Here is a 13,351-nt window from a genome sequence, read left to right as displayed (position 1 = left end):
GAGGAACACTAGCCCCGCACGGCGACAGGGACGGTCGCGGTGCGGGGCGGTGTGCCGCGAGGTGGTGCGGCGGATCAGACGTCCTTGAAGTCGTCCTGGGTCACCGACTCGGCGGGCGCGGTGGGCTCGCACTTGCTCTTGCCCTTGGTGAACTTCATCGTGGCGTTGCCCTTGCCCTCGGACTTGACCATGAACGGGTAGGGCTTGCCCTTCTCCTGGACGTAGAGGGTGACGGTGTCGCCCTCCTCGTCCTTCTTGCTGAGCGGGATGACCTTCGAGCCGTCGATCTTGACCGGCTCACCCTTGGTCAGCCCGTCGGTGGAGCCGTCGAAGAAGTCGGTCATGTTGCCCAACGAGTCCTCGTCGTCGACCGGGGTCTTCATGTACTTGCCGGCCAGCTTGCCCACGACCTGGTCCAGGACGGCGGGCGGGACGCTCTCCCCCATCGACTTCTTCCAGAACGCGGCGTCGGCCTTCATGTACTGGTCCTTGCCGACGATGATCATCTCGACCGGATTGCCGTCGATGACCATCTTGCCCTGCACGTCCGCACCGTTGCGGATGCACAGGTCCCACTCGATCCTGGTCTCCTCGTCCTGCCCGTTGCCGACCATCTTGTAGTCGGCAACCGACTTGAGCAGCTTCTGCGCCTCGTCGGCCAACACCTTGGCGTCGGTGCCGGCGTTCGACTTCTCGTCCGAGCCGCCACAGGCGGTCAGCCCGGCGAGGGCGAGGGCAACGACGGGAACGATCATGGCCATGCGTGAAGTGCGCACGAAACTCCTTTGATTCGGGGACTGGAGTTGCTTGCGACGAGTATGGCTATGGCAAAGAATGCATGATCAACCGCCCCGATATGGACGGTTTTGCTGGGGAAAAGCGAAGGTGCGACGCGCCGGAACCGGCCGGCGGGACCGGCTACTCGACCGTCATCCGTCCCTCCGGACGCGCGCTGCAACACCTGCGGAAGTCGCATCGGTCGCAGTGTGTGCCGGTGCTCGGGGTGAAGCGCTCACCGATGATCCGGCCGGCCACATCCGCGAGCAGCCCGCCGACCCACGTCCCGCCGTCCGGTTCGGGCAGCGGCGGCGCCTGGTCCAGCACCAGCGGCTGCTCGGGATCGGCCTTGTCCGCCGAGCGCAACTGGATCAGCTCGGCGCCGCCGGAGGCGGGCCGGCCGCCCTCGAACCCGGGCACCTCGTCGAGCGCGCCGGCCGCGACCGCGACCTGGTACACCGCGAGCTGCGGATGCTCCTCGATCTCGCTGCGGGTCGGCGGCCGACGACCGGTCTTGAAGTCCACCACGTACGCGAGCCCGTCCTCGCCGCGCTCCACCCGGTCCATCGACCCCCGGATGAGCACCCGGTACTCGCCCGCGGTCAGCTCGACCTCGAAGCCGTGCTCGGTCGCCGCGACCACCCGGTGCCGCTCGTGCGTGTGCCAGGACAGGAACCGCTCCAGCGCGGTCCTGGCCTCGTCCTTCTGCTGCTCGGACTGCCACGGCGCGTCGAACGCCAACGCGTCCCAGACCCGATCCAGCCGGTCCATCAGCACCGGCAACTCCGCCGAGGTGGCGCCCGTGCCCACCTCGTCGGCGAGCGCGTGCACCACGTTGCCGAAGCCCAGCGCCGCCGAACGCGGCGAGTCCGCGTGCACCTCGCTGCCCAGGAACCAACTCAGCGCGCAGTCGCGCACCTTGGCCACCGAACTGCCGGACAACCGCACCGCGCTGCCCGGATCCCGAATCGGCACGCCGGGGTCGGTCGGCTCCACCAGCCCCCACCACCGGTCCGGATGCGCGCTCGGCACCAGCGGGTGCCCCTCGTCGTCGCGCAGATCCGCGAGCGCGGCCAACCGGCGCGCGGCGGCCCGACGCAGCACGGCCGGTGCCAGCGGATCCACCGCCGCCGAACGCAACTCGGCCACCAGCGCGGAGGTGGACAGCGGACGCCTGGGCCGCTCCTTGACCTCCACCGGCGGCACGCCCAACTCCTCCAGGAACCGCGAGGGTTGATCGCCGTCGTCGTAGCTGGAGTCGACCGCGGTCACCACCAGCCGCTCCTTCGCCCGGGTGGCCGCGACGTAGAACAACCGCCGCTCCTCGGCCAACAGCGCACCCGGCGACAGCGGCTCGGCCAGGCCGTCCGAGCCGATCCGGTCCGCCTCCAGTAGCGAGCCGCGCCGGCGCAGGTCCGGCCACAGCCCCTCCTGCACCCCGTGCACCACCACCAGGCGCCACTGCAGACCCTTGGCCCGGTGTGCGGTCAGCAGCCGCACCGACTCGCCGCGCAGCGCGCTGTCGTCGAGCCGGTCGCCCGGGATCTGCTGGGCCTTGAGCTCGGCCAGGAAGTTCAGCGCGCCCCGGTGGCCGGCCCGCTCCTCGGCCTTGGCGGCCACCTCGAACAGCGCCACCACCGCGTCCAGGTCGCGGTCCGCGTTGCGCCCGGCCGTACCGCCACGCAGCACCGCCCGCTCCAGCCGCCCCGGCCACGGCGTGCCCTGCCACAACTCCCACAGCGCGTCCTCGGTGCTGCCACCGCCGGCCAGCACCGCGCGCGCCTTGCCGATCAGCAGGCCCAGGCGCAACGCCCCGCCCCCGACCCGCTGTTCTATCCCGACCAACTGCCCCGGCTCGGCCAGCGCGTCGCGAATCAGCTCGGCCGACGGCCGGGTGCTGGTCACCGAGGCACCCGACGCGGCCCGCTCCTCGGCCCGCAACGCCCGCCCCAGCAACCGCAGATCACCCGCGTCCAGGCCGCCCAGCGGGGACTGCAACAACGCGCGCGCGGTCTCCGCGTCCAGCACGCTCGGCTCCGCCGCCACATGCAGCGCGGTCAACAGCGGCGACACCGCCTGCTCGGCCGCGATCGGCAGTTCGTCGCCGGCGATCTCCAACGGCACCCCGGCGGCCGACAGCGCCCGCCGCAGACCCGGGATCGAGCGGGCGCCGGAGCGCACCAGCACCGCCATCTCGCCCCACGGCACCCCGTCCTCCAGATGCGCACGGCGCAGGATGTCGGCGGTGTTGTCCAACTCGGCGCCGGGCGTGGGATACGTGTACACCTCGACCCGGCTCGGATCCCGGTCCCCCGACACCGACGGGATCAACTCGCGGTGCGCGCGCACCCGATCGCCGGGCAACCGGCTCAGCGGCATGCGCTGGGTGACCACCCGGGACGCGGCCAGCAGCCCGGCCGGCGCCCGGCGCGAGGTGCGCAACACCACGATGTCGGCGGGCTCGCCGTCGGCCCTGGGGAAGCGGTGCGGGAAGTCGAGGATGCCGTTCACGTCGGCGCCGCGGAACGCGTAGATGGACTGGTCCGGGTCGCCCACCGCGATCAGGTCCCGGCCGTCCCCGGCCAGCGCCGCCAACAGGCGCACCTGCGCCGGGTCGGTGTCCTGGTACTCGTCGACGAACACCGCCTTGTAGCGCCCGCGCAACACCTGCGCGGTCTCCGGCCGCTCGGCGAGCAGCACCGCGCGGTGCACCAGTTCGGCGTAGTCGACCACGCCCTGGGCGTCGATCACGTCCAGGTACTCGGCGAGGAAGTCGGCCGCGGCCCGCCAGTCCCGACGCCCGGTGTCCTGGGCGAACCGGGCCAGCGCGTCCGGATCGAGCCCGAGTTCGCGGCTGCGGGCGATCACCGCGCGCACCTCGTCCGCGAACCCCCGGGTGCCCACCGCCGCGCGCAACTCCGCGGGCCAGCTCTGGCTGCCCTCCTCGACCCCGCCCGCGAGCAGCTCGCGGACGAACACGTCCTGCTCGGGACCGGTGAGCAGGCGCAGCGGATAGCTGAACAACTCGGCGGGCTGATGCTCGCGCACCAGCGCGTAGCAGAACGAGTGGAACGTGGTCGCGGTCGGCACCGCGGCGGTGCGCGCCCCGGCGGCACGCAGCCGCGCGGTCAGCCGGTCGCGCAGTTCGCCCGCCGCCTTGCGACCGAAGGTCAGGACCAGGATCTCCTCCGGTCGGACCCCCCGCGCCACCCGCGCGGCGACCGCCTCCACGAGCACGGTGGTCTTGCCCGTGCCGGGACCGGCCAACACGAGCAGCGGCCCGCCCCGATGCTCGACGACGGCGCGCTGGTAGTCGTCGGGGATCACGGGCGCGGGCGGGGCCACGGGGGTGCGCCGCAGGCGATACGCCGGGGTCGGGGTGGTCATCTGGCCGAGAATGCCTTCGCGTCGCCGTCGAATCCTGGTGGGTGCACGGGCCGGGCCGGGCGACGAACGGGTCGCGGCCCCGGCGCGTGGATCGCTCCGGGTGGGTCGGCCGCGCCCCGGTCGGCAGGGCGCGGCCGGTGCCCATCAGATCACATCCGGCCCGATCGTCCCGGAAGCACACGGGGAGCACACCGCGGCGCGGCCACGCCGGGTCGGCCCGGTGAAGGTCAGGCGCCCGGTGGAACTTCCCGGTCGGCGGGCACCTCGTCGGGCTCCGGTATCCAGCGCGCCCGACCCATCTCCACCCGCTCGCCGCCGGAACGCAGCGGCGTGCCCTCGGCCCGATAGTGCCCGGGCGCGCGCACCGCGTGGCTCGGCGGCAACGAGCCGTCCGCGCGCACCACCCGCCACCAGGGCACCCCGCCGCCGTACAACGCCATCACCCGGCCGACCTGTCGGGGGCCGCCTTCCTGGAGGGCCTCGGCAACGTCCCCGTAGGCCATCACCCGCCCGGGCGGGATGCGCTCGACCAGGTCGAGAACCCGCTCGGCGAAGGGGTTAGGGTCACTCATCCGCACATGGTGACAGAGTCCTCGGACACGGGGGGCACGCGTGCCGAACCCCTTTCGGCCGCGCTTCGGCGCGGCCGGGCGCAATCCCGGCCGCGGGTCGTGGCACCATCGACGCGGTGGTGACGGGTGATACGAGAGAGTGACGCAACGATCGCAACGGGTGCCCCCGGGAACGGGCGCGCCCTCGTAGTCGAGCCCTCACAACCGCTGCGGGTGCACCGATCGTCCGATTTGATCCGAGTCCTGCTCGGAGTGCTCACCCTCGGCGTGGTCTTCTTCCTGGCCAGCATCGCCCGACAGACCACCTCCGGCCTGGAGTCGGACATCGTCCGCGGCGCCCAGAACAGCACCCCGCACCTGCTGCTCAACCTCTCCGGCGGGGTGTTCGCCGTCGCGGTGCTCGTGGTGCCGGTGGCCTACGGGATCGAACGCCTGGTCAGCCGGGACGGGTTGCGGGTCGCCGACGGGGTGATCGCGGCCGCGGTGACCTACCTGGCCTCGCTCGGCCTGGACTGGTGGATCACCGGCCCCGGCCCCGAGGCGCTGCGCGACGCGCTGACCCGCCCGCTGCCGCTGCCACAGACCGGCTGGACCGACCCGGTGCACGGCTACCTCGCGCCGATCGTCGCCTACGTCACCGCGGTCGGCCTGGTCCGCCGGCCGCGCTGGCAACTCGTGGTCTGGACGCTGCTCCTGCTGAACGCGGCCACCGTCCTGGTCGGCGGCTACACCACCCCCGTCGCGCTGCTCACCAGCGTGCTGTTCGGCCGCACCATCGCCTACGCCACGCTGTACGCGGTCGGCCTGCCCAACACCCGGCCGCCGGCCGAGTCGGTGGTCGCCGCGCTGCGCCGGTTCGGCCTGGTCGCGCAGTCCTGCGTACGCACCGACGACGGTCCCGAGGAGACCCGCCGCTACGCGGTCCGGCTGGCCGACGAGCGCATGCTGGACGTGACCGTGCTCGACCGCGACCAACAGGCGTCCGGCGCGATCTACCGCTTCTACCGTCGACTCGTGCTGCGCGGGGTCACCCAGCGCCGCACCGTGCTGTCCACGCGCCGCGCGCTGGAGCAGGAGTCGCTGATGGCGTACGCGTGCGCCGACGCGGGAGTACGCGCACCGCGCCTGGTGGCCACCACCGAGGTCGGCCCGGACGCCGCGCTGCTGGCCTACGCACACGTGCCCGGACGCACCCTCGACACCCTCGACGACGACGAACTCACCGACGAGCTCCTGGCCCGGCTGTGGAAGCTGCTGGGCCTGCTCCAGGCACATCGGCTCACCCATCGGCGGCTGGTCGCCGAGAGCATCCTGGTGGACGGCACCGGCCAGCCGTGGCTGGTGGACCTGCGGGCCGGCGAGATCGCCTCCGGCGACCTGGCGTTGCGGATCGACACCGCCCAACTGCTGACCACCATCGCCCTGCGGGTGGGCGAGGAACGCGCCGTGCACACCGCCGCGGAGGTGCTCGGCGCGGACACGGTCGCGGCCTGTCTGCCGCTGCTGCAAAAGGTCGCGCTCAGCCGCAGCACCCGCTCGGTGCTGCGCAAGGACAAGAACCTGCTCTCCCGGATCCGGGAGCAGATCCTGGAGCTGCGCCCGCAGGCCGAGGTCGAGCCGGTCCAGTTGGAGCGGGTGCGGGCCCGCACCCTGGTCACCGTGGTCGCCAGCGCGTTCGCGGGCTACTTCCTGCTGTCCCAGCTCAGCCACGTCGACCTGGGCGAGATCTTCAACAGCGCGAACTGGGGCTGGGCGGCGATCGGCCTGCTGGCCTCCTCGCTCAGCTACGTGTGTGCGGCGCTGATGTTGCTCGGCTTCGTCCCGGAACGGCTGTCGCTGTTTCGCACCACCATGGTGCAACTCGCCGGTTCGTTCGTGAAGTTGGTCGCGCCGCCGGCGGTCAGCGGGGTGGCGCTGAACACCCGCTACCTGCAGAAGGCGGGCATCCCGCCGACCCTGGCCGCCGCGAGCGTGGGCGTGTCGCAGTTGGGCGGCCTGGTCTTCCACGTCGGCCTGCTGGCGTTCTTCGGCTACATCGCCGGCACCGCCGAGACGCCGTCCTTCGCACCGTCCGGCGCGGTGATCGCGGGCCTGTTGATCCTGGCCCTGGTGACCCTGCTGGTGACGGCCGTACCGCCGCTGCGCCGCTGGATCGTCAAGCAGTTGCGGCAACTGTTCTCGGGGATCGTGCCGCGGCTGTTGGACGTGCTCCAGACCCCGACCAAGCTCGCGGCCGGGCTGGGCGGCACGGTGTTGCTCACGCTGTCCTTCATCCTGTGCCTGGACGCCAGCGTGCGGGCCTTCGGCGGCTCGGCCAACTTCGCCGCGATCGCGGTGGTCTTCCTGGCCGGCAACGCGATCGGTTCGGCCGCGCCCACCCCGGGCGGCATCGGCGCGGTCGAGGCGGCCCTGATCGCGGGCCTGACCAGCACCGCGCGCCTGCCGTTCGAGACCGCGACGGCGGCCGTCCTGCTCTACCGCTTCCTGACCTTCTGGCTTCCGGTCCTGCCCGGCTGGATAGCGTTCACCCACCTGCAGCGCAAACAGGCGATCTGAAGCCCCTCCGCGGCAAGAAACGCCGGACGGGCCGAAAGTTCGGCCCGCCCGGCGTTCGAGAACCACACCTCGGTCGAAGGCCGGGCCGCTCCCACGGCCGGCCCCGACCCGAGGACCTAGTAGACCGGCTTCTCCGGCTCGATCTGGTTGACCCACCCGATCACGCCGCCGCCGACGTGGACCGCGTCGGCGAAGCCCGCGCTCTTGAGCACGGCCAGCACCTCGGCCGAGCGCACCCCGGTCTTGCAGTTGAGCACGATGCGCTTGTCCTGCGGCAGTTCCTCCAGGGCCCGGCCCATCAGGAACTCGTTCTTGGGGATCAGCCGCGAGCCCGGGATCTTGACGATCTCGTACTCGCCCGGCTCGCGAACGTCGATCAGGTCGATGTTCTCGCCGGCGTCCAGCCACTCCTTGAGCTGACGCGGGGTGATGGTCGAACCGAGCGCGGCCTCCTGGGCCTCCTCGGAGACCACACCGCAGAACGCCTCGTAGTCGATCAGCTCGGTGACCGTCGGGTTCTTGCCGCAGACCGCGCACTCGGGGTCCTTGCGAACCTTGACCGTGCGGTACGTCATCTCCAGCGCGTCGTAGATCATCAGCCGGCCGACCAGCGGCTCGCCGATGCCCATCAGGAGCTTGATCGCCTCGTTGACCTGGATCGACCCGATCGACGCGCACAACACGCCGAGCACGCCGCCCTCGGCGCACGAGGGGACCATCCCGGGCGGCGGGGGCTCCGGGTAGAGGCAGCGGTAGCACGGGCCGTGCTCGGACCAGAACACGCTGGCCTGGCCGTCGAAACGGTAGATCGAACCCCACACGTACGGCTTGTTCAACAACACGCAGGCGTCGTTGACCAGGTAGCGGGTGGCGAAGTTGTCCGTGCCGTCGACGATCAGGTCGTACTGCCCGAAGATCTCCAGCACGTTGTCGGCTTCGAGCCGCTCCTCGTGCAGGACGACCTCGGTGTACGGGTTGATCTCCTTGACCGAATCGCGCGCGGACTCCGCCTTGGATCGCCCGATGTCGCTCTGTCCGTGGATGATCTGGCGCTGCAGGTTGGACTCGTCCACGGTGTCGAACTCGACGATGCCGAGCGTGCCGACACCGGCCGCGGCGAGGTACATCAACGCCGGGGACCCCAGGCCACCGGCGCCCACACAGAGCACCTTGGCGTTCTTCAGCCGCTTCTGCCCGTCCATCCCGACGTCGGGGATGATCAGGTGGCGGGAATAACGACGGACCTCGTCGACGGTCAGCTCGGCGGCCGGCTCGACCAGGGGTGGTAGCTGCGACACGGAAACTCCGATGGTCGGACTGTCTATCTCGGCTCTTTTCCTACCGCAACAGTGCCACGCTCGTCCCGATTCCCGGGCACCGGGTCCGGTCCGTGAGATTCGCCCGCGCGAGGGCCGCCGGGCGCCCTCGGGCGGCCCGGCGGATCCGGCTGCGGCCGGTTATCCGGTGAGCTTGCCCGACGGGTACGGCCACGGGTTGGCCTCGCAGGTCTCGCCCGCCTTCGCGCCCTTGGTCGCCACCCGGGTCTTGGTCTGTTGCATCATCACCGGGGCCAGATCGGCGCCGATGCCGCCCGCGCCGCACGCGTTCTCGTGGTTGTGCCCGAGTCGGTGACCGACCTCGTGGTTGATCAGCATCTGCCGGTAGCCGACGATGTCGTCGCCGTAGGCGGTCGAACCCTGGGCCCAGCGCCAGGCGTTGATCATCACGTAGCGGGTGCCGTAGGCGTCGCACGAGACGTTGTCCGCGCTGGTGTCGCCCACGATCGGGGTGCACGCCTTGTGCACCGACTGCGGACTGGCCAGTCGCACCACGAAGTCGGCCTTCGGCGAGTTGTCGGTGCGCTCGAAGGTGAGCCCGCCGGCGGCCCAACTGCGTTTGTCGTTCAGGGTCTTCTGCACAGTGTTGGCGAACAGCGCGCCGTCCAACTGGAGACCCTGCTCGACCTCGACCGCGTACGTGTACTTGCGGCCGGCGCCGGGGGCGGCCTCCTTGCCGGGCACCGCCTCGAAGTTGCCGCTCAGGCCGAGCTTGGGGTCGAGCGGGAAGCGCAGCGTCAACTGGTCGGTGGTGACCGGCGACGCGGGCGTCGGCAGCGGCAGCGAGGAGGCGCCGCCCTGGGCGACCGGGTCCCGGTCCGAGCCGCGCGACGCGGCCTGGTCGGTGGGCCGCCCGCCCGCGTCCGGCGCGGCCATGTCGTCGCCGGACGCCTGGCTGGAGGTGCCCTCGTCGGGCATCTGGAGCACCACCGCGCCGGCGAGCACCGCACCGGTGACCACCGCGCCGCTCGCCGCGACCAGGGTGCGCCGACCCTTGCGCGGCGCGGGCCGGTTCGCCTTGCGGGTCTGTGCGCGTCCCTTGGGCGCAATGCTTCCGGTGTCCGGCTCGAAGCCGTGCTCCGCCTCGTCCGCCGAGTGCCGGGGACCGGGCAGGTCGTCGCTCGGCTCGGTCGCGAACGAGAGCTGTTCCAGGTCGAGTTCGGGAGCCGACGCGGCCCACGGCTCGGACTCCATCGGGTACTGCCCGGCCCCGGGACCGATCGCCGGCTCCGGCTCGGTGGGCGGTTCGTACAGCGCGTCCGCCAACGGATCCTCGACCGGCACCACCGCCGGATAGCCGCCCGAGGCGTCGTAGCCGTAGCCGACGAAGCTCTGCGGCTCGAACGTGGTGGTGTCGTAACTCGGCACGGCGGGCGCCTCGACGATCGCGTGCATCCCGCTGGGATAGCCGTCCGCCGCGTACAGGTCGTTCGCGGGACTCGTCGCCGGGTAGCCACCGGAGCCGTAGGCGTCCACGCCGAACGAGCCGGTGACGAACGAGCCGGAATGCAGCGCGGTGTCCGCACCGAAGGTGTCGACCCCGAACGTGTCCGGGGCGTAGCCGACCGAGCCGGTCTGCGCGCCGTACGGCTCCAGCGGGTCGTCCCAGTGCGCGGGCTCGCCGGGCATCGTCCCGGGCACCGCCCAGGTGCCGGAGCCGGCCTCTGGCGCCGGGTGCTCCCAGCCGTGCTGCTGCCCGCCGTCGTACCCGTGGCTCCCGGTGTGTTGCTGCACGGCGGGGTAGCCGCCGTAGCCGGGGTCCGCGGGGTAGCCGTGGTAGCCGGTGTCCTGCTCGGGACCGCCGCCGCCGTACGAGGTGTCGGTCCAACCGCCGCCGTAGCCGTCCTGGTGGACCTGTCCGTAGGCGACCTGTTGCGGCACCGCCGCGTATCCGCCGGAGAGGGCGTCGTCCGGCAGGCCCTCACCGCCGTACTGCACGCTCGTCTGCGTTCCCGAGTGACGTCCCATGAGTCTGCGTTCACCCCACCACGTTCGACGGCGAGAGGGCCCCGTCGAGAAGTTCGCGGAAACCCCGGGCCACCACGCGGGGGTGTTCGAGCATGGCCACGTGCCCGGAGTCGGGCACCACCAGCAGTCGTGCGTCCGGGAAGGTCTCGGTCGCGCGCTTGGCCATGCGCGGGTCGACCAGTCGGTCCCGGCGTCCGTAGACGAGCAGCGTCGACGCCCGCACCTCGGCCGCCTGCCGCCACAGCGCCCGCTCGCCACGCTCCAGGTAGGCCCCGATGACCGACCTGGTCGATTGCGAGAACGCGTCCATCATGTACGGGAGTTCGAGCCGACGCCGGTACTCGGCCGCAGCGTCCGCGAAGGCTTTCTCGCCGACCACCGCCGGGTTTCCGTACATCATCGCGATCGACATCCGGGTGCGATCCTCGGGCGTCATCCTGCGGCTGAGTCGCAACAGCGCACGACCCACACCGGGCACCCCGAGCGCCGCCGTCGGCAACACCGAGGGGCGCACCCGCAGATCCGGCAACGCGGGCGAGATCAGCGTCAGGGTGCGCACCAGGTCCGGCCGGCGGGCGGCGAGCCGGGTGGCCACCGCACCACCCATCGAATTGCCGAACAGATGCACCGGGCCCTTGCGCAGCGACAGGATCGCGCCCTCGACCGCACGACAGTGCGCGGAGATCGAATAGTCCCCGTTTCGCGGCGGCGGCGAGTGGCCGAAGCCGGGCAGGTCGATCATCTCCACGGAAAGATCCGACCGCAGTTCCGCGGCCAGTTCCGTCCAGTTCAGCGAGGAGCCGCCGAGGCCGTGGATCATCATCGCGGGCGGCAGGTCGGAGTCGTGGCGCGCGTCGCGGCGCACCACCACCGCGCTGTCGGTGGCGACTTCGACCGTACGCGCAGGCCAAGGCGTCGCGTCGGCGTCGCTTGCGGGGCTGAGGGTCGTCACGGTGGGCAATATTACGAGATGATCACTGAGACGGAAGGGCGGATGCCCCGACCGACTTCGTCGCGCCGGGCGGTCTCGACTCTTATGCCCTGGTTCATGACGTCACTGTAAACGCTTCGCGCATCACGTTTCGACATCGATCCCGATGGTGCGACAACGAATTCGGGGCGGATCATGGACATGGAGAACGCCGCATGGCGGCGGACGACCCGGGCAGGGAGGCCGTATGAACCGAATCGACGACACCCCCGAGTTCGAAGACGTCACCGACGGTGACGCCACCGTTTTCGACGACACGGCCCGAGACCCCGAGATTCCGGTGCCCGACGCGGTGGAGCAACACACCGCGGTGGAGGCGGACGACGGTGAGGGCGACCCGGTGTGGGAGCCGGTCCCGGACGGGGTGAACCCCGCGGACGCGACCGAGCAGCGCCGCCGGGTCGGGCACGCCCAGGACGACGACTACCGCTGAGCGCCGCCGCACGAGCCGCCCTGCGGGGCTCGCGACGCCCTCGCGCGCACCACCCGCGCCCCCTTGCGGGGGTTACCGGAAGCGCGGGATCCTGTTTCGTTGCGCCACGAAACTTACGTCCTGGGTTACCCGAAAGTAGGATGGCGTGGTGGAGAAACTCGCCGGATCACCGAATCATCCGGTGTCCGCGACACGTTGAGCGACACCTTGAGGAGCCCCGTGACAGCCATCCAGGATGCGGATCCCCGCCCTCGCGGTACCCGGCTGCCCCGGCTCGCGCGCAGGACGCAACTCCTCGGCGCCGCCCAGGAAGTCTTCGTCAAGCAGGGCTACCACGCCGCCGCGATGGACGACATCGCCGAATGCGCCGGCGTCAGCAAGCCGGTGCTGTACCAACACTTCCCCGGCAAGCTGGAGCTGTATCTGGCGTTGCTCGACCAGCACTGCGAGGCCCTGTTCGCGGCCGTGCAGCGGGCGCTGGAGTCGACGCACGACAACAAGTTCCGGGTGGCCGCCACGGTCGACGCCTACTTCGCGTTCGTGGACGACGACGGCGGCGCGTTCCGACTGGTCTTCGAGTCCGATCTGACCAACGAGAGCGCGGTGCGCGAGCGGGTGGAGCGGGTCAGCGAGATGTGCGCCGAGGCGGTGAGCAAGATCATCGCCGAGGACACCGGGCTGGCCCAGGAGGAGTCGATGCTCCTGGCGATCGGCCTGACCGGCATGGCGCAGGTCACCGCGCGCTACTGGATCGCGCGCGGCGCGACCATCCCGCGCGACGCCGCCTCGCTGCTGGTCTCGTCGCTGTCCTGGCGGGGCATCTCCCGGTTCCCGCGCAAGGACGACCCGGCGCACTGACCCTCGGACCTGCGCGGACGGGCGGGCCGGCGATCTTGTTCCCGCCCGGCGTTCGCGTTGGGCGTACCCGTCATGGCGTTCGGTGACCCCGGCTCTCGACTAGCCTGCTGGGGTAGGTACGGCCCGCGGGTGTCGCGGCGCCGATCTCCAGAATTTCAAGGCCGGAGGGACAGCCGTGGAGATCAAGATCGGCGTACAGCACGCCGGGCGGGAGCTGGTGCTGGAGAGCACGGACAACCCGGAGGACGTCGAGCGGGCCATCGCCGACGCGCTCTCGGGCACGTCCAAGCTGCTGTCCCTGACGGACGAGAAGGGCCGCCGGGTGATCGTGCCCGCCGACCGACTCGCCTACGTCGAGATCGGCGAGTCGTCGGCGCGCAAGGTCGGCTTCGGCGCCAACGCCTGAGCGGTCGACGGCCGAACATCGGTGCCGGCATCGGCACCGACACACCCGAGGGTGGGTGGATCCGCA

The 13,351-nt window shown here is 71.4% G+C and carries 10 protein-coding genes; 4 read left to right on the top strand and 6 right to left on the bottom strand.

Going from position 1 to position 13,351, the window contains the following annotated elements; translation table 11 throughout:
* Window positions 1–74 precede the first annotated feature (74 nt).
* The 3 genes from ABZ374_RS08680 to ABZ374_RS08670 all read right to left on the bottom strand — a co-directional run bounded on the left by ABZ374_RS08680 (window position 75) and on the right by ABZ374_RS08670 (window position 4,736).
* Window positions 75–776, bottom strand: coding sequence for a hypothetical protein (locus ABZ374_RS08680; RefSeq protein ID WP_360308264.1), 702 nt, complete (start codon window positions 774–776; stop codon window positions 75–77).
* Between the two features lie 142 nt (window positions 777–918).
* On the bottom strand, window positions 919–4,164 hold the full coding sequence (locus ABZ374_RS08675; RefSeq protein ID WP_360308261.1) for an ATP-dependent DNA helicase: 3,246 nt from the start codon (window positions 4,162–4,164) through the stop codon (window positions 919–921).
* A 227-nt stretch (window positions 4,165–4,391) separates the two neighbouring features.
* Window positions 4,392–4,736: an MGMT family protein gene (locus ABZ374_RS08670; protein ID WP_360308258.1), complete on the bottom strand. Its 345-nt coding sequence runs from the start codon at window positions 4,734–4,736 to the stop codon at window positions 4,392–4,394.
* A 213-nt stretch (window positions 4,737–4,949) separates the two neighbouring features.
* Here ABZ374_RS08670 and ABZ374_RS08665 point away from each other — a divergent pair, with 213 nt between their 5' ends.
* Window positions 4,950–7,292: a lysylphosphatidylglycerol synthase transmembrane domain-containing protein gene (locus ABZ374_RS08665; protein WP_360308255.1), complete on the top strand. Its 2,343-nt coding sequence runs from the start codon at window positions 4,950–4,952 to the stop codon at window positions 7,290–7,292.
* 116 nt (window positions 7,293–7,408) lie between these two features.
* On the opposite strand, the gene moeZ is transcribed toward ABZ374_RS08665, so the two are convergent.
* The 3 genes from moeZ to ABZ374_RS08650 all read right to left on the bottom strand — a co-directional run bounded on the left by moeZ (window position 7,409) and on the right by ABZ374_RS08650 (window position 11,549).
* Window positions 7,409–8,590 (bottom strand): adenylyltransferase/sulfurtransferase MoeZ, encoded by a 1,182-nt coding sequence (gene moeZ / locus ABZ374_RS08660; RefSeq protein ID WP_360308252.1) that lies wholly within the window; start codon window positions 8,588–8,590, stop codon window positions 7,409–7,411.
* 159 nt (window positions 8,591–8,749) lie between these two features.
* Window positions 8,750–10,597 carry a DUF3152 domain-containing protein gene (locus ABZ374_RS08655; RefSeq protein ID WP_360308250.1) on the bottom strand — a complete coding sequence of 616 codons (1,848 nt, stop codon included), beginning with the start codon at window positions 10,595–10,597 and terminating at the stop codon, window positions 8,750–8,752.
* Window positions 10,598–10,607: 10 nt separating this feature from the next.
* Window positions 10,608–11,549, bottom strand: coding sequence for an alpha/beta hydrolase (locus ABZ374_RS08650; RefSeq protein WP_360308247.1), 942 nt, complete (start codon window positions 11,547–11,549; stop codon window positions 10,608–10,610).
* A gap of 226 nt (window positions 11,550–11,775) precedes the next feature.
* Between ABZ374_RS08650 and ABZ374_RS08645 the strand changes: the two genes are divergently transcribed.
* The 3 genes from ABZ374_RS08645 (at window position 11,776) to ABZ374_RS08635 (ending at window position 13,285) form a co-directional block, all read left to right on the top strand.
* Entirely contained in the window at window positions 11,776–12,021 is a 246-nt protein-coding gene (locus ABZ374_RS08645) for a hypothetical protein (protein ID WP_360308244.1), read from the top strand.
* Between the two features lie 219 nt (window positions 12,022–12,240).
* The gene (locus tag ABZ374_RS08640; RefSeq protein WP_360308241.1) at window positions 12,241–12,879 is read left to right on the top strand and encodes a TetR/AcrR family transcriptional regulator; all 639 of its coding nucleotides are present in this window, start codon (window positions 12,241–12,243) and stop codon (window positions 12,877–12,879) included.
* Window positions 12,880–13,054: 175 nt separating this feature from the next.
* On the top strand, window positions 13,055–13,285 hold the full coding sequence (locus tag ABZ374_RS08635) for a DUF3107 domain-containing protein (RefSeq protein WP_020552594.1): 231 nt from the start codon (window positions 13,055–13,057) through the stop codon (window positions 13,283–13,285).
* Window positions 13,286–13,351: the final 66 nt, after the last annotated feature.

Origin of the sequence: Embleya sp. NPDC005971, assembly GCF_040629175.1 — a bacterium.
Classification (GTDB): Bacteria; Actinomycetota; Actinomycetes; order Streptomycetales; family Streptomycetaceae; genus Embleya.
Note: the sequence above shows the minus strand (reverse complement) of the source record. Positions and strands in the feature narration are given on the sequence as shown.